This is a genomic window from Agromyces sp. S2-1-8, assembly GCF_021129215.1.
Taxonomy (GTDB): Bacteria; Actinomycetota; Actinomycetes; order Actinomycetales; family Microbacteriaceae; genus Agromyces; species Agromyces chromiiresistens.
Window position 1 is genome coordinate 1,768,370 of record NZ_JAJOLP010000001.1, and the last position, 20,720, is coordinate 1,789,089.

General features: G+C 72.3%; 16 protein-coding genes and 1 tRNA gene. 9 read left to right on the forward strand and 8 right to left on the reverse strand.

Going from position 1 to position 20,720, the window contains the following annotated elements:
- Positions 1 to 125: 125 nt before the first annotated feature.
- On the forward strand, positions 126 to 1,175 hold the full coding sequence (locus tag LR269_RS08025; RefSeq protein ID WP_231430216.1) for an LLM class F420-dependent oxidoreductase: 1,050 nt from the start codon (positions 126 to 128) through the stop codon (positions 1,173 to 1,175).
- On the opposite strand, the gene LR269_RS08030 is transcribed toward LR269_RS08025, so the two are convergent.
- Positions 1,156 to 2,307: a hypothetical protein gene (locus LR269_RS08030; protein WP_231430217.1), complete on the reverse strand. Its 1,152-nt coding sequence runs from the start codon at positions 2,305 to 2,307 to the stop codon at positions 1,156 to 1,158. The genes LR269_RS08025 and LR269_RS08030 overlap by 20 nt on opposite strands.
- Positions 2,308 to 2,465: 158 nt before the next feature.
- Here LR269_RS08030 and LR269_RS08035 point away from each other — a divergent pair, with 158 nt between their 5' ends.
- On the forward strand, positions 2,466 to 3,803 hold the full coding sequence (locus LR269_RS08035) for a sensor histidine kinase (protein ID WP_231432285.1): 1,338 nt from the start codon (positions 2,466 to 2,468) through the stop codon (positions 3,801 to 3,803).
- On the forward strand, positions 3,800 to 4,471 hold the full coding sequence (locus tag LR269_RS08040) for a response regulator transcription factor (protein ID WP_231430218.1): 672 nt from the start codon (positions 3,800 to 3,802) through the stop codon (positions 4,469 to 4,471). Before LR269_RS08035 ends, LR269_RS08040 begins: the two co-directional genes overlap by 4 nt.
- Positions 4,472 to 4,556: 85 nt before the next feature.
- Here LR269_RS08040 and LR269_RS08045 read toward each other — a convergent pair.
- A tRNA-Lys gene (locus tag LR269_RS08045) sits at positions 4,557 to 4,631 on the reverse strand.
- Between the two features lie 172 nt (positions 4,632 to 4,803).
- Between LR269_RS08045 and LR269_RS08050 the strand changes: the two genes are divergently transcribed.
- Positions 4,804 to 5,118 carry a hypothetical protein gene (locus tag LR269_RS08050; protein ID WP_231430219.1) on the forward strand — a complete coding sequence of 105 codons (315 nt, stop codon included), beginning with the start codon at positions 4,804 to 4,806 and terminating at the stop codon, positions 5,116 to 5,118.
- A 291-nt stretch (positions 5,119 to 5,409) separates the two neighbouring features.
- Positions 5,410 to 6,048 carry a DNA-directed RNA polymerase subunit beta gene (locus tag LR269_RS08055; RefSeq protein WP_231430220.1) on the forward strand — a complete coding sequence of 213 codons (639 nt, stop codon included), beginning with the start codon at positions 5,410 to 5,412 and terminating at the stop codon, positions 6,046 to 6,048.
- A 231-nt stretch (positions 6,049 to 6,279) separates the two neighbouring features.
- Here LR269_RS08055 and LR269_RS08060 read toward each other — a convergent pair whose 3' ends face one another.
- Positions 6,280 to 7,200, reverse strand: coding sequence for a transglutaminase-like domain-containing protein (locus tag LR269_RS08060; RefSeq protein WP_231430221.1), 921 nt, complete (start codon positions 7,198 to 7,200; stop codon positions 6,280 to 6,282).
- Positions 7,197 to 8,102, reverse strand: a complete 906-nt coding sequence (locus tag LR269_RS08065) for a MerR family transcriptional regulator (protein ID WP_231430222.1) — start codon at positions 8,100 to 8,102, stop codon at positions 7,197 to 7,199. The genes LR269_RS08060 and LR269_RS08065 overlap by 4 nt, the downstream gene beginning before the upstream one ends.
- A 51-nt stretch (positions 8,103 to 8,153) precedes the next feature.
- Here LR269_RS08065 and LR269_RS08070 point away from each other — a divergent pair, with 51 nt between their 5' ends.
- From LR269_RS08070 to LR269_RS08090, 4 genes are all read left to right on the forward strand, one after another.
- Positions 8,154 to 9,041, forward strand: coding sequence for an aminodeoxychorismate lyase (locus LR269_RS08070; RefSeq protein ID WP_231430223.1), 888 nt, complete (start codon positions 8,154 to 8,156; stop codon positions 9,039 to 9,041).
- 112 nt (positions 9,042 to 9,153) lie between these two features.
- Positions 9,154 to 11,673 (forward strand): helix-turn-helix transcriptional regulator, encoded by a 2,520-nt coding sequence (locus LR269_RS08075; RefSeq protein ID WP_231430224.1) that lies wholly within the window; start codon positions 9,154 to 9,156, stop codon positions 11,671 to 11,673.
- Between the two features lie 176 nt (positions 11,674 to 11,849).
- Positions 11,850 to 14,444, forward strand: a complete 2,595-nt coding sequence (locus LR269_RS08085; RefSeq protein ID WP_304504448.1) for a glycosyl hydrolase family 18 protein — start codon at positions 11,850 to 11,852, stop codon at positions 14,442 to 14,444.
- A 232-nt stretch (positions 14,445 to 14,676) separates the two neighbouring features.
- A complete protein-coding gene (locus LR269_RS08090; RefSeq protein WP_231430225.1) occupies positions 14,677 to 16,530 on the forward strand; it encodes a glycosyl hydrolase family 18 protein in 1,854 nt (617 codons plus the stop codon).
- Positions 16,531 to 16,602: 72 nt separating this feature from the next.
- Here the strand turns inward: LR269_RS08090 and pstB are convergent, their stop codons facing one another.
- The 4 genes from pstB to pstS form a co-directional block, all read right to left on the reverse strand.
- Complete coding sequence (gene pstB, locus LR269_RS08095; RefSeq protein WP_231430226.1) at positions 16,603 to 17,382, reverse strand: phosphate ABC transporter ATP-binding protein PstB; 780 nt, start codon at positions 17,380 to 17,382, stop codon at positions 16,603 to 16,605.
- Positions 17,383 to 17,425: 43 nt separating this feature from the next.
- Entirely contained in the window at positions 17,426 to 18,532 is a 1,107-nt protein-coding gene (gene pstA, locus LR269_RS08100; RefSeq protein ID WP_231430227.1) for a phosphate ABC transporter permease PstA, read from the reverse strand.
- Complete coding sequence (gene pstC, locus LR269_RS08105) at positions 18,532 to 19,473, reverse strand: phosphate ABC transporter permease subunit PstC (RefSeq protein ID WP_231430228.1); 942 nt, start codon at positions 19,471 to 19,473, stop codon at positions 18,532 to 18,534. Before pstC ends, pstA begins: the two co-directional genes overlap by 1 nt.
- A gap of 116 nt (positions 19,474 to 19,589) precedes the next feature.
- A complete protein-coding gene (gene pstS / locus LR269_RS08110) occupies positions 19,590 to 20,684 on the reverse strand; it encodes a phosphate ABC transporter substrate-binding protein PstS (RefSeq protein WP_231430229.1) in 1,095 nt (364 codons plus the stop codon).
- Positions 20,685 to 20,720: the final 36 nt, after the last annotated feature.

Genomic DNA, 20,720 nt, shown 5'->3' on the forward strand with positions numbered 1-20,720 from the left:
GAGCAACCTGAGGGTCGTCGGAACCCCACAACCGGCGCGGCGGGTGCCCGAGCCGTTCGGTAGCCTCTGATGGGCCCGTGCCGACGGCCGGGCACACCACGACCCCACACGACGAGGAGTGACGGATGCGCGTCGGCATGTTCCTGAACTACGCGGGCGGCTTCCGCGAAGCGGCCGACGAGGTCGCCGAGCTCGAGGCATCCGGCGTCGATCTCATCGCGGTGCCCGAGGCGTACTCGTTCGACGCGGTCAGCCAGCTCGGCTTCCTCGCCGCCCGCACCGAGCGGCTCACGCTCATGAGCGGCATCCTTCAGCTGTACACCCGCACGCCCACGCTCACCGCGATGACGGCCGCAGGGCTCGACTACGTGTCGGGCGGCCGGTTCGAGCTCGGCATCGGCGCCTCGGGACCGCAGGTCATCGAGGGCTTCCACGGCGTCAAGTACGACGCCCCGCTCGGGCGCACCCGCGAGATCATCGACGTCTGCCGCATGACGTGGCGGCGCGAGCCCGTCGTGCACGAGGGACGCAACTACACGATCCCGCTGCCCGCGGGCGAGGGGACCGGGCTCGGCAAGCCGCTGAAGCTCATCAACCACCCGGTGCGCGAGCGCATCCCGATCACCGTCGCCTCCCTCGGGCAGAAGTCGGTCGAGCAGACCGCCGAGATCGCCGACGGTTGGCTGCCGATGTTCTACCACCCCGAGCGCGCGGGCGACGTGTGGGGTGCCGCGCTCGCCGCGGGCACCGCGAAGCGCGATGCCGCGCTCGGCCAGCTCGACGTGTTCGCGAGCCCCGCGCTCGCCATCACGGAGGACCCCGAGCTCGAGGCCATGGCGCTCGCCGCGGCGAAGCCGCAGCTCGCCCTCTACGTCGGCGGCATGGGCGCCCGCGGCAAGAACTTCTACAACGACCTCGTCGCGAGCTACGGGTTCGAGGCGGAGGCCGCGCACATCCAGGACCTCTACCTCGACGGGCGCAAGCAGGAGGCGGTCCAGGCGGTGCCCGACGAACTCGTGCGGGCGATCTCGCTCATCGGCCCGGCCTCGGTCGTCGCCGAGCGCGTCGCGGCATTCGCCGCGAGCGGGGTCACGACCCTCGCCGTGACCCCGCTCGCGCGCACCTCCACCGAGCGCGTGGCGCTCATGGCCGGGTTCAGGCGACTGGTCGGCTGAGCTCGCGGCGCCACGCCGCGTAGGCCCAGACGGCGAGGGCGAGCATCGGCCCCCAGAACCAGAACGGCAGCAGCAGGTCGAACACGACGGCCTCGCCGAGCGTCGGGCTTCCCGCCGCCACGATGAGCATCGGCACGGCCGAGATCGTGACGACGGTCGCCGCGGCGAGCCCGGGCACGACGGCGAGGCGCGCCGGAACCGTCCGGCCGCCGACCCGCGGCATCCACGCCGGGAAGACGAGCCCCCACGGCAGGATCAGGCCGAGGGTGAGCACCACCGCGGCGACGGCGCCCGCCCCGAGCATGAGCCCGGTCGTGAGCATCGCCGGCGAGAGCTCGTCGGCGGCGGGCGCGAAGAGCGGCCACGGCGTGAGCCAGCTCGCGCGGACCACGGCGTAGGGCAGCGGCCCGAGCGCGGCGAGCACCGTGAGCACTCGGCGGTGTCGCACGAGCCATCCCTCGAAGCGGCGCACCTCGCGCGTCGTGCGTCCGACCGAGACCGCGATCGCGACCCACGCCAGCACCGCGACGACCGAGATCGCCGAGACGGCGATGAGGCCAGCGTTCGCGACGAGCGCGGCGCCGAACTTGCCGAGGAACGTCGTGACGCCCTGCCAGGTGAGGCCGGCCCACGACACCGCGACGACGACGAGCGCGACGAGCAGCACGAGCAGGGGCACGCCGAGGCGCGGGGCGCGGACGACGAGGACGCACGTCGTCACGACGCCGGCGACGACCGAGCAGAAGCCGAAGACGTAGCCGGCGAAGGTGATCGTCCCGGCGTCTCCCAGCACGAGGGTCGCAGCGAGGGCGAGCAGTGCGGCAGCGACCGCGGCGACGAACGGGGCGCGCGGCTCGCGTGCGCCCCGGGCGAGCAGGGCGACGGCCACGACGATGCCGACGAGCCCGGTCGCGATCACGACGGCGGCGAACTGGGTCGGGTCGAGCACGGCGCTCGCGAGACTGCGCGACGACGCCGTGACGAACGGATCGGAATCGGGGACGAGCCACCATGCGGTGCCGAGCGCGGCGATCGCAGCCGATGCGAGCAACGCCGTCGCGGCGAGCCATCGCCTCGGGCGCGTTCGTGGGGGCACCGCGGTGGCGCCGGTGGATTCGCGGACGGAGGTCATCGTGTGCTCCTGTGCATCGTCGGAGGGGGCGCCGCCGGGGCGCCCGCCGGGCGGATCCGCCGCCCCGGCTCCGCCAGCCTCGCGGCGGTCGCGGGCGGTTCGCCTCACCCGGTCGGGTGAGATGCGCCAGCAGCACGGCCGGTAGCGTGGGGCCGGTGATGGATGCCTCGGGGGAGTCGCGCGCACCGGGATACGCCGATCGGGTGACGGCGGCCGTGGCGGCCGGCGCGCTGCTGCCGTTCACGGTCGTCGAAGTGCTCGACGAGGCGGGCGGTCGCCACGCGGTCTGGGCGGCGGCCGTGCTCGGATGCTACGTGCTGCTGCATCTCCTCGTCGTCGTGCGGCGCCGGCTGCCGCGCACGGCGATCGCCGCGGCATCCGCACTCATGCTCGTGCTCGCCGCGCTGAGCGTGCCGGGCATGCCCGGGCTCGCGGTGCTGCAGGCGAGTTCGCTCGTCTACCTCGTCTTCGTCTTCGCCGCGGCCGCCGGCGACGACCTCGTCGCCGGCTGGGCGGCGCTCGGCTGCGGCCTCGCCGGCGCGGGCATCATGACCGGGCTCGTGATCGTCTCCGAGCGACCGAACGATGCGGCGATCGTCGCGAGCCCGGGCGCCGCGTTCGCGCTCGCCGGATCGCTCGCGGGCGGCATCGGCGTCGCGTGGGCGCTCGGCCGGTACCGGCGCGAGACCCTGCGCAAGCGGGCGGCCGAGCGCGTCGCCGTCGCGCGGGCCGCCGAGCTGCGGATCGAGACGGAGCTCCGGGCCGTCGCCGACGAGCGGCGTCGCATCGGCCGCGAGCTGCACGATGTCATCGCCCACTCGCTCGCGGTGATGGTCGCCCAGGCCGAGGCGACGAGGGTGCTCGTCGGGCGCGACGACGACCGGGCGAGGGTCGCCGTCGGGCACGTCGTCTCGACCGGCCGCGCGGCGATGCGGGACATGCGCGGGCTGCTCGGGGCGCTCGTCGAGCCCGGCGTTCGCGCCGGCATCCGTGGCGAGGGCGGCGGGGGCGGCGAGTCGGCGCTCCGCGAGCCGAGCCCGGGGCTCGACGGCATCGCCGAGCTCGTCGAGCGCGCGCAATCACCCGGCCGCGCGGTCGAGCTCGTCGTGACCGGCACCGCGCGCGAGGTGCCGCCCGGACTCGCGCTGACCGCCTACCGGGTGGTGCAGGAGGCGCTCACGAACGTGCTGCGCCACGCATCGCCGCCGACGATGACCCGCGTCGGACTCGAGTGGGGGCGCGACCTCGTCGTGACCGTCGACGACGACGGGCAGCCGATCGGGCTGCCCATCCGCACGGGAGCGTCCGATGCGGGCGCCGGAGGTTCCGCCGCCGCGCGTGCGGCGAGCGGTCGAGGCATCCCGGGCATGCGCGAACGCGTCGCCCAGTTGGGCGGCAGCCTCGACGCCGGCCCCCGCCCCGACGGGCCGGGGTGGCGCGTCGTCGCCCGGCTTCCGCTCGTCGCGGCGCCCGTTCGAGCGGAGGGCGAGGAGTGACGGACGATCCGGCGGCCGCGCGCATCCGCGTGGCGCTCGCCGACGACCAGGAGCTCATCCGCTCGGCGCTCGCCGTCATGCTCGAGTCGCACGACGACCTCGAGCTCGTCGTCGAGGCCGCCGACGGTGCCGAACTCGTCGAGCGCCTGCGCGCGCACCGTGCCGACGTCGTCGTGATGGACGTGCGGATGCCTCGGATGGACGGCATCGAGGCGACGCGGCGCGTGCGGGCGGAGCATTCCGCCGCGAGGGTGCTCGTGCTCACCACGTTCGACCTCGACGAGGTCGTGTTCGCCGCGATCCGGGCGGGCGCGAGCGGCTTCCTCACCAAGGACGCCTCGGCCGACGAGCTGGCGGCGGCGATCCGCGCCGTGCATGCGGGCGACGCGACCCTCGCGCCGCGCGCGACGGCGAGCCTCGTCGACTTCGTCGCGCGCGCGCCCGAGCCGGTCGACGCCGAGACGCTGCTGGAGCCGTTCACGGGGCGCGAGCGCGATGTGCTCGCGCTCCTCGTCACGGGCGCCTCGAACGACGAGATCGCCGAGCGGCTCTTCCTCACGGGCAACACCGTGAAGACGCACGTCAAGGCGATCCTCGCGAAGCTCGACCTGCCCGACCGCGTGCACGTCGTCATCTGGGCGTACGAGCGGGGGCTCGTGCCGCGGTGAGCGGCCTCCATTTCGGTGGTCGAAGATATGTTCGAAGCATGAAGCGCTCAACCGGCGAGCATCTCCCACCGCGATCGGCCCTCGATGGTGCCCCCGGGGAATTCCGACATCCCGACCCGCGGATTAAAAGTCCGCTGCTCTGCCTCTGAGCTACGGGGGCGACGCCGATGACGCAGGAGCGCTGCTCGGCTTGCCGACAGTCTAAGCCAATCGCCGATTTCAATCGGTTGCGATCAGCCCGCGATGGACTCCGGCCCATCTGCCGCGAGTGCAACACGCAGAAGGCTCGCGACTACGACGCGAGACACCGTGAGGCCCGCATTCGAGTGATCATGGCGCGCAAGGCAGTTCAGCGCCAGATCGCGCTCGCAGCGGTGGGCGACCACCTCCTCGACCACCCGTGCATCGATTGCGGTGAGGCCGACGTCCGGGTACTCGACTTCGATCACCGGGAGAACTGCGACGAGACCGCTGAGGTGATGAAGCTCGTTCAAGACGGGTACGGCCTGCGGCGCGTCATGGCCGAGATCGACAAATGCGATGTCCGTTGCCGGAACTGTCATGCGAAGGTCAGCTACGAGCGCATGGGCGACGACTGGAGGTCAGCGCTCATGCGTCGTGCCGGAGACGACGGCCTGGCCTCGTAGCGCCGCGCACGGCGATGCGACCGGCCGCCGGGCCTCCCGGCGACCGGCCGCTCGCCATCTCGGCGACGGGGGTCGCGTCCGCCCGAACGGCCGAACGCTCGCCCTCGAGCGGCATCACGGTCAGCTCGCCGCCCGCCCGAGAATGCTTCGGGTGTGCATGACCCGCAGGCTAGTCCCGATCGCGACGGCATCGAAGCCCCCAGTGCGAGCGGCCCCCGCACAGGGGAGCACGGGGGAGCGCAGGGCACCCGGCCGGGGATGGCCGCACCCGACCGGAGTATCCTGTACCGAATGGCCGCCGACTTCCACCGCCCGACGAAACTCCCACCCGGAATGTTCGACGACTTCATCGGCGGGGCCGACCCGGCCCACCTCAACCGGGCAGCCCACGACACCGCGCAGGCCCTGCTCGCCCGGGTTCGCGCCGACCCCGACCCCGAGATCGTCGCCCGTCTCATCGCGTACACCGACCGGCACGGCATCGACGCGATCGCGGAGCTGTGGTCGGGTGCGTCGGCGAAGAGCCTGCCTGGCGCGCTCTGGCGCATCTACCTCCTGCGCACGCTCATCGGGCAGGACGCCGAGACGCTGAGCCTCGCCTACCGGCGCGGCACCGAGATGTCGCACACCATCGACCAGGTCGTCGCCGGTGCGGCGTCCCCGGCCGGCCCCGCCGAGATCCGCGAGCTGGCCGACCGGGTGCTGCACGGCGTGTTCACGGGCGACTTCGCGGTCGCGCTCGAGCGGGCGGCCGCGTTCGCGCGGGTCACGGCGACCGGCTTCACGAGCCTCGCCGACGACGCGGACGCCTCCGACTCGGTGCACCACGACCGCTCGGCCGCGCTCACGAGGCGGGCGCTGCGCCTCACCGAGCTCGGCGACGAGCTCACGGCCTGCGCGAAGCTCTGGCGGCGTGACGCACTCGACTGATTCGCCGGATGTGACCGTTCCGACCGAGCGTGGCCCCGCGAAGGGGCGCAGCCGGTCGGAACGGCCACGTCCGCGCTCCGCACATCGCATGGGGCGACCGGTGGCTCGCGTCGGGAATGAACCGCCCCTCGCTGTCGTTTAGACTGTCTGAGGCCGGCCGCAGTAACCCCGGGCTCCAAAATTCGCCGCTCCGAGCGGCCTCGCGCCGAGAGGCGTTCTGCGGCCGGCCTTTCACGTCTCCGCGGTCGCCCAAGCGGTCGTGCGGGCCTCGAGATCGACGGTGCCGAACCCGCCGGCCGGCGAGAAGGTCGTCACCGTGCGCCCGGGCCGGACCCGCTCGTCCGTGCGCCAGAGCGCGGCGAGTTCCGCTTCGGCCGAGGCATCCCCGCCGTCGGCTGCGACGGTGAGCCGAGCGACGCGGTCGGCGAGGTCGAGGGCGTCGGCGGCGATCGGCGCGTCGGGGGCGTCCATCACGCCCCAGCCGTCCCAGAGCAACAGCTCGGTGCGCATGCGGTGGGCGAGGTCGCCGAGCACGTAGCCGTGCACGATCCAGGGCCCCGAGATCGGATGCCCCGGCGCCACCCCGTACCCGGCGAGGTCGATCTCGCCGGCGCGGTAGCCGAGCCAGGCCTCCGCGGCGGTCTCGAACGGCGAACCCGGTCCGGTCGGCAGGTCGTGCACGTCGAACCCGTGCGCCGCCGGGTCGAGCTCGGGATCGAAGCGCACCCAGCGGCCGTCGTGCCCGGCCTCGACGACGACGTGGTCGTGGCGGAACCCCGGCGTGAAGTAGCCCGCGAATCCGAGGCGGGTGCGTGCCGGGCGCCCGTGCTCGCGCAGGATCGACACCGCGAGCAGCGAATGGTCGCGGCAGCAGCCGCCGACTCGCCGGTCGGGCGCGCGCTCGGCGTCGAGCGGGCCGTCGGCGCGCTCCGTCGCGGCATCGAGGATCGACGCGATCCAGCGGCGGTCGATGTCGGCGAACTGTTCGGAGGTCACCGCGGGGTCGGCGCGGTAGTGGGTGATCGCGGCGGTCACCGCGCGGTGGATCGCGCCGGGCTCGGCGGCGACCCCCGCGACGAGCGCGCGATGGGCGCCCGGGTCGGAGAACGGCGAATGGCGGGCGTACTCGGCAGGGTTGGGGTGTCCGGTCATACCGGCATCGTCGAGTCGGTCCCAGGGGCCGGGTCAAGCCGGACACCGGGCCGCAGCGGCATCGCGACGCGCATCGCGATCTCGTCGGGGTCCTCGGGCCACGGCCCCGGGTACCACTCGCGCGGCGCCGCGGGCGCCGAGGCGTCCCGGCCGACCGATGCCTCGGACGCGCCGGCGCCCGCCGCACCGCGCACCGCGTCGTAGAAGCGCAGCAGCTGCGGATAGACGACCTCGCGGGCGGTGACGTCGATGACCGCGTAGCGGGCTCCGGGCTCCATCCGCAGGGCGATGGTCCGCGTCGGGGCGGCCCGGCCGGTGAAGGGCACGGCGGTCTCGATGCGCCCGGGGAGGGCGTCGCCGACGGGGGAGTGGAAGAGCACCCAATGGCCGGGTCCCGCCGTGGCGCCCTCGCGCTCGAGGTGGCGCCCGATCTCGATCACGTCGGCGACGAAGCTCGGCACCAGTCGCGACTGCACGACCGTGCGGGCGATGGTCGCGATCGACGTGTCGGGCATCGTCTCGAAGCGCACCCGTTCGCGCAACCCGTCGTCCGCCGTGCCGGCCCCCGCCACGGGGCCCGTGTCCGATGCGGCGAGCCGATCGACCGCCTGGCTGCGTTCCGCGAAGTCCTCGCGCTGCGCCGCCCACCAGCCGAGGAGCCGCTCGCGCGCCTCCGCGGGTGCCGCATCGAGCAGTCCGCCGATCTCGGCGAGCGGCAGGTCGATGCGGCGCAGCATCGCGATCGTGCGCGCGCGAGCCACCTGCTCGGGCGCGTATCGTCGGTAGCCCGTCCGCGGGTCGACGTCGGCCGGCACGAGCAGTCCGCTCGCGTCGTAGATCCTCAGCGCCTTGAGTGACAGCCCGGACGCCCGGCTCATCTCCCCGGTGCCGAGCGCGCGCATGCACCGTACGGTAGCGCATGGCGGCGAGGCATCCACGCCTACGATTGGTGCATGCCCGAGACCGTGACGTTCCTCATCGCGCCCCTCACTGCGGACGCACCCGCCGTCGACCTCGACTCGACGTTCCATGCGGTGGATGCCTCGGAGCCCGCATTGCGCGTCGGCGAACTGTCCACGCAGCGCGGCGACGGCATCTTCGAGACCCTCGCCGTCGTCGACGGTCATGCGCAGGAGGCGGAGGCGCACCTCGAGCGACTGCGCAACTCGGCGCAGATCTGCGAGCTCCCGGAGCCCAACCTCGCGCAATGGCGGGCGGCGATCGCCGCGGCGGTCTCGCAGCTGCCCGCGTCGGGCGAGTTCGCGCTGAAGCTCGTGCTCAGCCGGGGCGTCGAGCACGGCCCCGCGCCCACCGCGTGGCTCGCGGCCTCCCGCGCGGCCGATCGCACCGCCGAGCGCGAGCACGGGATCCGCATCGTCTCGCTCGACCGCGGCCTCGCGCACGACGCCGCGGCGAAGGCGCCGTGGCTGCTGCTCGGCGCGAAGACGCTGAGCTACGCGACGAACATGGCGGCGATCCGCGAGGCGAAGCGGCGGGGTGCCGACGACGCGCTCTTCGTCTCGAGCGACGGGTACGTCATGGAGGGGCCGACGTCGAGCGTCATCCTGCGCCACGGCGACGTCTACTCGACCCCAGAGCCGAACGGCGCGATCCTGCGGGGCACGACGCAGCAGAGCCTCTTCGAGTTCCTCGAGCGCGACGGTCACGCGACGGAGTACCGGGACATCCCGGTCGCCGAGCTCGCGACCGCCGACGCGATCTGGCTGGTGTCGAGCGTGCGCCTCGCGGCGGGCGTGACCGCACTCGACGGAACGGCCGTGCCGTTCGACGCCGCCGAGACGCGACGGTTCAACGACTACCTGCTGAGCCCGCGCGACTGACGCCGGCCCGCCCCTCGAACGGGGAGTTGCGCTGGCGGCATCGGCCCTCGCGACCACTTTGTAAATGTTGCTAACATAACCCCACGCGACCGTGAAGCGAGCGGAGGGGCCGATGCCTGACACACCCGAGCACCCCCGGCCGCCCGCGCGGCACCGCTCGCCCGTCGACGCCTTCGAAGACACCCGCGCCGTCGTCGAACTGCTCGCCCGGCACCGGCTCGTCGCGGCTCCGCACGTCGCGGCTCGCCTCGGCCTCGCGCTCGGCGGCGACGCCGACGCGATCATCGAGGTCGCCGGGCTCCTGCGCGTCGCGCAGCGCCTCGGCCATGCCGTGCTGCCCGACCCGCTGCCGTCGGTGCCGGCCATCGAGGTCGCGATGGCACCGAGCGGGGCGCGGCTCGCAGCGTGGGAGCGGGAGCTGCTCGTCGTCGCGTCGGTGTGCGTCGACGACCGCATCGACGTGCTGCTCGCCGCATCGAACCGCCCCATGGCCGACCTCATCGACGGCGAGGTCAGCCGGCACCTGCTCCTCGTGGCCGGGCACTTCGCCTTCGCCGACCCGCGCATGCGCGTCTGGGTGCACGGTTCCGCGACGCTCGCCGAGCGGACGACCGCGCATGCGTCGCTCGCCCGGGCGTGCGCCCGGCTCGGCGATGCGCGACAGGCGACCTGGCATCGCTCGCTCGCGACGCTCGAGGGCTCGCGCGACCTCGTCGCGCCGCTCATCGAGATCGCGGAGTCCGCGGATGCGTCGGGCGAATCCGAGTGGGCCCATGCGGTCGCGCGAGAGGCCGCGAGCCATGCCTGCGGTGCCGAATCCGTGACCGCGTGGAGCATCGCGGGCCGCGCCGCACTGCACGGCGGGCACGTCGACGACGCGCGCGGCTGGCTCGACCGCGTCATCGAGCACGGCGACGAGCCCGCCCGCACGTCCGTGCTCGCCGACTACCTGACGGCCCGCGCGATCCTCGAGGGCGACGTCCCCGAGGTCGAGCTCGACCGCCGGCTCGCGGGGCTCGGCGACGAGATCGGGTCGGCGCTCGACGAGGCCGGCGGTGCGCTCGAACCGGGGGCGACGCCGACGGGACGCTCGACGGTCGATGCCGCGGCGCTCGACCCCGCGACGCGTCCGATGCGCCTGCAGCTCGCCCGGGCCGTCGCGACCGCCGCGGGGCTGCTCGCCGAGCGGGGGATGCTGCCGGCCGCCCGACGACGACTCGCACAGGCTCGGGTCATCACCGAACGGTACGGCCTCGATCGGGCGCCGCTCGAGGCCGGCAGCGCCTGGTGCGCCCTCTTCGGCCTCGACGTCACCGGCGCTGCAGGCTCGACCGAGTCCGCCGACTCCGACGACGCCGTCGCGGTCTCGACCGGCGGCATCGCCCTCGTCGGGGGCGCGCGGGCGGTCGCAGCGGCCCTCGAGCGCGGTCTCGCCGGCGACCCGGCGGCCGCGGTGCGCTGGCTCGGCGCCGTGCGCGAGACGGCGGCGGACCCGGCGATCGCACGCGGTGACCGGTCGCCGCTCATGCGCGCCGCACGGGCGGTCGCGACGAGCCTGCTCGAACTCTGGGCGGGCGACGTGCGACGGGCCGCGCAGGTGCTCGCCCGCGGCGCGGCCGACCTGCCGATCGCGTCGCCGCTCGGCGGCATCGGCGCGGCCGTCGCACGGCGCATCGACATCATCACGACGGGCGAGGTCTCCGCGTTCGCCCGCGCGATCGAGGCCGCCCAACCCCCGTCGGCGGGAGCGGTGCGGTACGAGGAACTGATCGACCGCGCCGTCGCGGCCCACCTCGGCGGTGCGCGCACGGAGGCGGCCACGCTCGTCGCGCTCGCGACGGAGTTCGAGCGCGGCGGCGGACTGCACGTGCCCGGGCTCGACGCGGGCATCGACTGGTGCTCGACCGATGCCGGGCGGGCGGCGGGCGACCCGGCGGTGCGTCGGCCGCCCGACGCGCTGCTCGCGAGCGCGCTGCGCCGGCGGATGCGCAGCACCGACCGCACGCGGTTCGAATCCGACTACCTCGCCGCGGTCGAGGGCGGGCGGGCGATCGCATCGGCCTACGAGCGGGCGCGCACCGAGCTCATGCTCGCGCGGGCCTGCGGCGAGGCGGGCGTGCCCGAGCGCGCCGAACGGCACCTGCTGGCGGCCGAGCACCTCTTCGGCGAGGCCGGCGCCGACGCCTGGCTCACGGCCGTCGCCCACGAACGTCGGGCGCTCGCTCCCGACGGGAGCCTCTCCCGCGCCGAGGGGCCCGTGCCGGCGGAGTCCGCGCCCGCGCTCACGACGAACCCGACGGGCGAACCCGCCGCGGGCGCGCGTCGCCCTCCAGAGGCATCCGCCGGCGTCCGCGACCGTGGCGCCACCTCTGGCGTCGTGGACGTGCCGGGCGATCCGCTCGCGGCGTGCCGGGCCGTGTGGACCGACGTGCTCACCGAGCGCGAACTCGAAGTCGCGATGCTCGTCGTGGAGGGTGCTTCGAACCGCGACGCGGCCGCCCGGCTCTACGTCTCGGTGCGCACCGTCGAGGTGCACGTCGGCCGGGTGTTCCAGAAGCTCGACGTGCACTCGCGGGTCGAGCTCGCGGTGCTCGCCCACCGCATGGCCCATGCGGCGCACGCCCTGCGCTGATCTCCGGCCGTCCGCGCCGCGAGCCGGTGCCGAATGCGACCCGCCGCTCGCCGCCGGCGACGTCTACGCAGTCCTACGTATGCGGGGTCGTACGGACGCGCTCGCGCCTCCGGCTCGAATAGCGTCGAGCCGCCGGGCGGCCTCCGCCGCGGCATCCCCAGTCAGTGAGGACTCGAATGCGCACACTCTCTTCTCGTGCCCGCTTCCGTGCGGGCGCGATCGTCTCGGGCCTGGCGCTCATCGGCACCCTCGGGTTCGCCGGCGCCACGGCCGCGACCGCCGCCACGACCGAGTGCGAACCCGCCTGGTCGTCGTCGGCGACGTACACGGGCGGCCAGCTCGTCTCGTACCAGAGCGTCAACTACAAGGCCAAGTGGTGGACGCAGAACAACGTCCCCGGTGCCGAGCAGTGGGGCCCGTGGGAGTCGCTGGGCGCGTGCGGCACGGTGAACCCGACGCCGACGCCGACGCCGACCCCGACGCCGACGCCCACGCCGACGCCGACGCCGACCCCGACGCCCACGCCGACGCCGACCCCGGACCCCGGCGGCACCCCGTGGACGACGAACCCCGACGAGAAGTGCCGCCCCGACGGCCTCTACCAGACGCCCGGCGTCAACGTGCCCTACTGCACGATCTACGACGAGGCCGGCCGCGAGAAGCTGCCGAACGGCCTCGAGCATCGCGTCATCGGCTACTTCACGAACTGGCGCACGGGCCAGAACGGCCAGCCGCGCTACCTCGCGAGCGACATCCCGTGGAAGAAGCTCAGCCACATCAACTACGCCTTCGCCCACATCGACGGACAGGGCAAGGTCTCGGTCAACCAGGATGTCGCGGGCAACGCCTCGACGAAGATGACCTGGCCCGGCGTCGCCGGTGCCGAGATGGACCCGACGCTGCCGTACCAGGGGCACTTCAACCTGCTCACGAAGTACAAGAAGCAGAATCCGGGCGTGAAGGCGCTCGTCTCGGTCGGCGGCTGGGCCGAGACCGGCGGCCACTTCGACGCCGACGGCAACAGGGTCGCAGACGGCGGCTTCTACACGCTGACCGACTCGCAGGCGAAGATCGACGCGTTCGCCGACTCGGCGGTGCAGTTCATCCGCACCTACGGCTTCGACGGCGTCGACATCGACTACGAGTACGCCAACTCCAACGGCAAGGCCGGAAGCCCCGACGACTTCTCGTTCTCCGAGCCGCGTCGGGCGAAGCTCTGGGCCGGCTACGAGTCGCTCATGAAGACCCTCCGCGAGAAGCTCGACCGCGCCGGCGCCGCCGACGGCAAGCACTACCTGCTCACCGTTGCCGCACCCGCCTCGGGCTGGCTGCTGCGCGGCGCCGAGGTCTACCAGGTCACCCCGTACCTCGACTACGTCAACATCATGAGCTACGACCTGCACGGCTCGTGGAACGACTACGTCGGCGGCAACGGCCCGCTCTTCGACGACGGCAAGGACCCCGAGCTCGCCGCGGGCGGCGTGTACGGGGCGTACAACGGCATCGGCTACCTCAACACCGACTGGGCGTACCACTACTTCCGCGGTGCGATGCCGCCCGGCCGCATCAACGTCGGCGTGCCGTTCTACACCCGCGGGTGGGACGGCGTGCAGGGCGGGACGAACGGCCTCTACGGCAAGGCGCCGCTGCCCGACCAGACGAAGTGCCCCGCGGGCACCGGTCCGTCGCTCGGCGGCACGTCGAAGTGCGGCAACGGCGCGGTCGGCATCAACAACCTGTGGCACGACCTCGACAAGACCGGGGCCGAGGTGGGTGCCGGCGCCAATCCGATCTGGCACGTGCTCAACCTGCAGAAGGGCGTCGTGGGCGACTACACGGCGAGCTACGGTGCACCGACGTCGATCAGCGGTTCGTACACGCATCACTTCGACTCGGTCACGAAGACCGAGTGGTGGTGGAACGACACGACGAAGACCTTCCTCTCTGGCGACGCCGACCAGGCGATCGGCGCGAAGGCCGACTACATCGCGCAGCAGGGCATCGGCGGCGCGATGATCTGGGAGCTCGCGGGCGACTACTCGTACAACGCCCAGAAGGGCCAGTACGAGATGGGCTCGACCCTCGTGTCGCTGCTGCACGACCGGCTCGCGGCCTCGCAGCCGTACGACGCGGCGAAGGCCAACGTCGCGATGCCCGCGAAGTCGATCGACCTGCAGGTGAGGTTCTCCGAGTTCGCGCTCGGCGACAACAACTACCCGATCAACCCCAAGGTGACGTTCACGAACAACTCGACGACCGCGATCCCCGCCGGATCGAAGATCACGTTCGACACCGCGACGAGCGACACGGGCGCGATGGGCGAGCAGAACGGATGGGGCATCACGAAGGTCTCGAGCGATCACACCGGATCGAACGTCGGCGGCCTCAAGGGCGACTTCCACACGTACACGATCACGGTGCCATCGGGCGGCATCGCGGCGGGCGGCAGCGTCTCCACGAAGCTGAGCTGGCGCCTGCCGATGGCCGAGCTCTCGAACCTGCGGGTGAAGATCGGAACCGAGACCTACGCGGCGCTCTACGACCTGCCCCGCGGGGCGATGGTCGTCCAGCCGGGGGGCGGCTCGGGCTCGGGCGGCGGCACCGGCGGCGGCACCGGCGGTACGTGCGACGCGTCCGCCTGGAGCGCGTCCGCGGTCTACACGGGCGGCCAGCAGGTCAGCTACGGGGGTGCCGAGTACACCGCGAAGTGGTGGACGCAGGGCGAGACGCCCGGCAGTGCGGCCGTCTGGGGCGACGCCGCCGCCTGCTGATCGAACAGGATGCCTCGGGCGGGGGTTCCGGCGACCGGAGCCCCCGCTCCGGCGTCCCGGCGCGCCCGGCGGCCCGCTGCGGGGGCTGTAGGTAGTTCCACGTACCCGTGGCCCCGCACGGCGCGGATCATGTGGATCGTGCGGACGCCGGGGCGAGGCATGCGTCCCTAGCGTGAGAGCGTCCAGGGGCGTGCACGATGCGCGTCCGGTTCCCCACACGACGAAGGACATCATGGAGAATCAGCAACGCACGCGACGGGGCCTGCGCACTGCGCTCGCCGCCGTCGCCACCGGCGCGATGGTCGCCGGCCTCGCCGCGTTCGGCGCGGCCGCACCGGCCGTCGCCGCAGAGCAGGCGCCGAGCGCCGTGAACGGCTACCGCAACGTCGGCTACTTCGCCCAGTGGGGCGTGTACGGCCGCGCGTTCCAGGCGAAGCAGCTCGAGGTGTCGGGCGCCGCCGACGACCTCACCCACATCAACTACGCGTTCGGCAACATCCACTACCAGGACCTCACCTGCTTCATCGCGAACAAGGCGCAGGGCACCGGGCCGACGGGATCCGACGGCGCGGGCGACGCGTGGGCCGACTTCGGCATGGGCTACACCGCGGCCAACTCGGTCGCCGGCGTCGCCGACACCTGGGACCAGAAGCTCGCGGGCTCCTTCAACCAGCTCAAGCAGCTGAAGCAGAAGCACCCGAAGCTCAAGGTCATGCTGTCGATCGGCGGCTGGACCTGGTCGAAGAACTTCTCCAAGGCGGCGGCCACCGACGCCTCGCGCAAGAAGTTCGTGAAGAGCTGCGTCGACCTCTACCTGCGTGGCAACCTGCCCGTCATCGACGGGCGCGGCGGCACCGGCGCGGCCGCGGGGGTGTTCGACGGCATCGACATCGACTGGGAGTGGCCCGGCTCGCAGAACGGCGAGGTCGGCAACTACGTCGACGAGGTCAACGACAAGGCGAACTTCACGCTGCTCCTCAAGGAGTTCCGCACCCAGATGGACGCCCTGACCGCGGAGAACGGGCACCCGTACCAGCTCTCCGCATTCCTGCCGGCGAACCCGGCCGACATCGCGGCGGGCGGCTGGAACAACCCCGAGAACTTCCGCTACCTCGACTACGGCAACATCCAGGGCTACGACCTGCACGGCGCTTGGGACCCGGCACTCACCGGCCACCAGGCGAACCTCTTCGACGATCCGGCCGACACCCGGCCGGCCTCGAAGAGGTTCAGCGTCGACAAGGCCGTGAAGGAGTACCTGAAGACGGGCATCTCGCCCAAGCAGCTCGGCATCGGCCTCGCCGCCTACGGCCGCGGCTGGCAGGGCGCGAGCTCGGCGAACGCATGGGGGCCGGCGACCGGTGCCGCCCCGGGCACCTGGGAGAAGGGCAACGAGGACTACGACAAGCTGAAGACCCTCGGCACCGACCACTACGACGCCGCGATCGGCGCGGCCTGGCGCTACGACGGCAACCAGTGGTGGAGCTACGACAACGCGCAGTCGACCGCGCGCAAGTCGCAGTACATCGTCGACCAGGGCCTCGGCGGTGGCATGTGGTGGGAGCTCGACGGCGACCGCCGGGGCGAACTGATCGGCACGCTCGCCGACCGGCTGCGCGCGGCGAAGTCCGGTCCGGCCACCGACCCGGTCGGCACCACCGACCCGACGGATCCGACCGACCCGACGGATCCGACCGACCCGACCGACCCGACGGACCCGGGCGACTGCGCGTCGCCGGCCTGGAGCTCGACCGCGGTCTACACGGGCGGCCAGAAGGTCTCGTTCGGCGGCAAGGAGTACTCGGCCAAGTGGTGGACGCAGGGCGAGCAGCCCGGTACGTCCGCGGTCTGGGCGGAGGTCGGCTCGTGCACGACGGACCCGACGGATCCGACCGACCCGACGGATCCGACCGACCCGACCGACCCCGGCACCTGTGCGGCCGCGGCGTGGAGCGCCTCGACCGCCTACACCGGCGGGCAGGTCGTGAGCTACCAGGGCAGCGAGTACCGGGCGAAGTGGTGGACGCAGAACAACGTCCCCGGCGCCGAGCAGTGGGGCCCCTGGGAGCTCGTGAAGGCCTGCTGATCCCGTCCTGAGACACGGATGCCTCGGAGCGAAGTCCGCTCCGAGGCATCCGTTTCGTCGCCGGCAGGACGATCAGCCGAAGCGGCCCGAGACGTAGTCCTCCGTCGCCTTGACCTGCGGGTTCGAGAAGATCGTCGTCGTGTCCGAGTACTCGATGAGCTTGCCCGGCTGGCCGGTGCCCGCGATGTTGAAGAACGCGGTCTTGTCGCTCACGCGCGAGGCCTGCTGCATGTTGTGCGTCACGATCACGATCGTGTACTGCTGCTTCAGCTCCTCGATGAGGTCCTCGATGGCGAGGGTCGAGATCGGGTCGAGTGCCGAGCAGGGCTCGTCCATCAGGATGACCTCGGGCGAGACGGCGATCGCGCGGGCGATGCAGAGGCGCTGCTGCTGGCCGCCCGAGAGACCCGACCCGGGCTTGTCGAGGCGGTCCTTGACCTCGTTCCAGAGGTTCGCGCCGAGCAGCGAACGCTCGACGAGTTCGTCGGCGTCGGGCTTCGAGATCCGCTTGTTGTTGAGGCGCACGCCGGCGAGCACGTTCTCCTTGATCGACATCGTCGGGAACGGGTTCGGACGCTGGAAGACCATGCCGACCTGTCGGCGCACGAGCACCGGGTCGACGCCCGGGCCGTAGAGGTCGTTGCCGTCGATGAGCACCTTGCCCTCGACGCGCGCGCCCGGGATCACCTCGTGCATGCGGTTGAGCGTGCGGAGGAAGGTCGACTTGCCGCAGCCGGAGGGGCCGATGAACGCGGTCACGGTGCGGGGTTCGATCTCGAGCGTGATGCCCTCGACGGCGCGGAAGTTGCCGTAGTAGACGTTGAGGTCCTCGACCTCGATGCGCTTGGACACGGGTGCTGCTTCTCTCTGTACGGGGTCGTTGCGGTCTGGGCGCTCAGCGGCGGCCGGTCTTGGGGGAGAACGCCTTCGCGATGATGCGGGCGACGACGTTGAGGAGGGCGACGATGAGGATGAGCGTCAGCGCACCGGCCCAGGCGCGGTCGATGTACGCCTGCGAGTCGGTGCCCTGGTTCATGTACTGGGTGTAGACGAACACCGGCAGCGTCATCATGCGGTCGGCGAACAGGTTGTAGTTCATGCTCGTCGTGAAGCCGGCGATGATGAGCAGCGGCGCGGTCTCGCCGATGACGCGGGCGACGGCGATCATGATGCCGGTGATGATGCCCGCGATCGAGGTGGGCAGCACGACCTTCAGGATCGTGAGCCACTTCGGCACGCCGAGCGCGTAGGACGCCTCACGGAGGTCGTTCGGCACGAGCTTCAGCATCTCCTCGCTCGAGCGCACGACGACCGGGATCATGAGCACGGAGAGGGCGACGGCGCCGCCGAAGCCCATTCGCACGCCGGGGTCGTCGGTCACGAGCGCGAAGAGCGCGAACGCGAACAGGCCGGCGACGATCGAGGGGATGCCCGTCATCACGTCGACGAAGAACGTGATGCCGTGCTTCAGCTTGCCGCGGCCGTACTCGACGAGGTAGATCGCGGTGAGCAGGCCGACGGGCACCGAGATGAGCGCGGCCATGCCCGTGATGAGGAGCGTGCCCATGATCGCGTGCAGCGCGCCGCCGCCGGCACCGACGACGTTGCGCATCGACTCCGTGAAGAACGCGGCGTCGAAGCGCGGCAGGCCGTTCACGATCGTCGTGAACGCGACCGAGATGAGCGGCAGCAGCGCGATCGTGAACGCCGTCGCGACGAGCGCGGTGACGAACCGGTCGGCGGCCTTGCGCGAGCCTTCCACGAGGCGCGAGATCAGCCAGATCGAGGCGGTGTAGAGCACGACGCCGCAGAAGACGGCGCCGGCGATGTTGAAGAGCTCGCCGCTCGAGACGGCGACGAGGCCGAACACGGCGCTCGACGCGGCGAGTGCGCCGACGAGCACGTAGATCGAGGCGTAGCGCGGCAGCTTGCCCGCGGTCAGCGAGTTGGAGATGCCGTTCTGCGTGACCGGCGCCTGCGGGGGAGTGGCGGTGAGGCTCATCAGTTGGCTCCCGAGAATTCCTTGCGGCGCTCGACGATGTAGCGGGCGACCATGTTGACGGCGAGCGTGATCGTGAAGAGCATGAGGCCCGTCGCGATGAGGATGTTGACCCCGATGTCGTGCGCCTCGGGGAAGTTGAGCGCGATGTTCGCGGCGATCGTGGTCGGGTTCTGCGACTGCAGCACAGCGAAGCTGATGATCGCCGACGGCGACAGCACCATCGCGACGACCATCGTCTCGCCGAGGGCGCGACCGAGGCCGAGCATGGAGGCCGAGATGATGCCGGGGCGGCCGAACGGCAGCACCGCGAGCTTGATCATCTCCCAGCGGGTCGCGCCGAGGGCGAGCGCCGCCTCCTCGTGGAGCACGGGGGTCTGCAGGAAGATCTCGCGGCAGAGCGCGGTGACGATCGGCAGGATCATGACGGCGAGCACGACCGCGACGGTGAGGATCGTGCGCCCCGTGCCCGAGACCGGCCCGGCGAACAGCGGGAACCATCCGAACCACTCGGTGAGCGTGGTGTAGAACGGCTGCACCGCGGGGGCGAGCACCGTGATGCCCCAGAGGCCGAAGACGACCGACGGCACGGCGGCGAGCAGGTCGATGATGTAGCCGAGCCCCTGCGCGAGGCGCCGCGGCGCGTAGTGCGAGATGAACAGCGCGATGCCGATCGAGAGCGGCACGGCCATGATGAGCGCGAGCGCCGCCGCCCAGATCGTGCCGAACACGAGCGGCCACACGTACTGCCAGAAGTTCTCGGCGTCGCCCTTGAAGTCGTCGGCCACTGCGGTGAACGCGGGCAGCGACTGCGCGACGAGGAAGATCGCGACGGCCGCGAGGGTGACCAGGATGAGCACGCCCGCCACCAGCGTGGCGGTCGAGAAGATCCGATCGCCGGGGCGCTGCTTGGCGGTGATGGTGGATGCCTCGGGGGGCGTCATGGGGCGGGTCTTCCTGGTTCGTGCGAATGGGGAGCGCGCGAGCCGGGCTCGCGCACCGAGCCCGCCCGGCCCGATCGGACACCGCTGCGGTGCGATCGGGACGGGCGGGCGCCGGACTACTTGACCGTCTCGAGGGCGGCCTGGACCTGCTCGCCGAGCTCGCTCGAGAGCGGCGCCGAACCGGCCTGCTCGGCGGAGAGGGACTGGCCCTCCTCGCTCGCGAGGTACGAGACGTAGCTCTTCACGAGCTCGCCCTGGGCCGCGTCGGCGTACTCCTGGCAGACGATCGCGTAGCTCACGAGCACGAGCGGGTAGTGGCTCGGGTCGGTCGTGGTGCGGTCGAGCGCGATCGCGAGGTCGTTGGCCTCGCGGCCCTCGACGAGCGGCGACTCCGCGACGACGGCCGCGGCGGCCTCCGGCGAGTAGCCGACGAACTCGTCGCCGACCTTGATCTTCGCGACACCGAGGTCGCCGGCGCGCGATGCGTCGGCGTAGCCGATGGTGTTCACGCCGTTGGTGACGGCGTCGACGACGCCCGAGGTGCCCTGGGCGCCCTCACCGGTCTGGTACGGGAAGGTGTCGCTCGGCTCCTCGGCCCACACGTCTGCGGCCGTCTGGTTGAGGTAGTCGGCGAAGTTCTTCGTCGTGCCCGAGTCGTCCGAGCGGTGCACCGCGGTGATGGTCGCGTCGGGGAGGGCGGCGCCCTCGTTGAGCGCGGCGATCGCCGGGTCGTTCCACTTGGTGATGTCGCCCTTGAAGATCTTCGCGAGGGTCGCCGAGTCGAGGTTGAGCTCGTCGACGCCCTCGACGTTGAAGATCACGGCGATGGGCGAGATGTAGACCGGCAGGTCGATCGCCTTGGTGTCGGGGGCGCACGCGGCGAACTCGCCCGCGAGCTCCTCGTCCTTCAGGTACGAGTCGCTGCCGGCGAAGTCGACGCCGCCCGCGATGAAGGCCTCACGGCCCGCGCCCGAGCCCGAGGGGTCGTAGTTGATGGTGACGTCGGGGTTCGCGGTCTGGAACGCGGCGACCCACGCCTCCTGCGCCGAGCCCTGCGACGAGGCGCCGGCCGCGTCGATCGTGCCCGAGAGGGTCGAGGTCGACTCTTCGGGGGTGGCGCTGCCGCCGCCTTCGTTTGCTGCGCAGGAGCTGAGCGCGAGCGCCGCGGTGACGGCGACGACGGCGGGCACGCCGAAACGCTTGAAGTTCACGTGAAGTCCCTTCCGGGGTTCGATTGCAGGTCCGGG

Excerpts from the sequence above, each read along its gene's own strand:
- LR269_RS08025 (WP_231430216.1), top strand. The coding sequence starts at position 126 with ATGCGCGTCGGCATGTTCCTGAACTACGCGGGCGGCTTCCGCGAAGCG.
- LR269_RS08030 (WP_231430217.1), bottom strand. The coding sequence starts at position 2,307 with ATGACCTCCGTCCGCGAATCCACCGGCGCCACCGCGGTGCCCCCACGA.
- LR269_RS08035 (WP_231432285.1), top strand. The coding sequence starts at position 2,466 with ATGGATGCCTCGGGGGAGTCGCGCGCACCGGGATACGCCGATCGGGTG.
- LR269_RS08050 (WP_231430219.1), top strand. The coding sequence starts at position 4,804 with ATGGCGCGCAAGGCAGTTCAGCGCCAGATCGCGCTCGCAGCGGTGGGC.
- LR269_RS08055 (WP_231430220.1), top strand. The coding sequence starts at position 5,410 with ATGGCCGCCGACTTCCACCGCCCGACGAAACTCCCACCCGGAATGTTC.
- LR269_RS08060 (WP_231430221.1), bottom strand. The coding sequence starts at position 7,200 with ATGACCGGACACCCCAACCCTGCCGAGTACGCCCGCCATTCGCCGTTC.
- LR269_RS08065 (WP_231430222.1), bottom strand. The coding sequence starts at position 8,102 with ATGCGCGCGCTCGGCACCGGGGAGATGAGCCGGGCGTCCGGGCTGTCA.
- LR269_RS08070 (WP_231430223.1), top strand. The coding sequence starts at position 8,154 with ATGCCCGAGACCGTGACGTTCCTCATCGCGCCCCTCACTGCGGACGCA.
- LR269_RS08075 (WP_231430224.1), top strand. The coding sequence starts at position 9,154 with ATGCCTGACACACCCGAGCACCCCCGGCCGCCCGCGCGGCACCGCTCG.
- LR269_RS08085 (WP_304504448.1), top strand. The coding sequence starts at position 11,850 with ATGCGCACACTCTCTTCTCGTGCCCGCTTCCGTGCGGGCGCGATCGTC.
- LR269_RS08090 (WP_231430225.1), top strand. The coding sequence starts at position 14,677 with ATGGAGAATCAGCAACGCACGCGACGGGGCCTGCGCACTGCGCTCGCC.
- pstA (WP_231430227.1), bottom strand. The coding sequence starts at position 18,532 with ATGAGCCTCACCGCCACTCCCCCGCAGGCGCCGGTCACGCAGAACGGC.
- pstC (WP_231430228.1), bottom strand. The coding sequence starts at position 19,473 with ATGACGCCCCCCGAGGCATCCACCATCACCGCCAAGCAGCGCCCCGGC.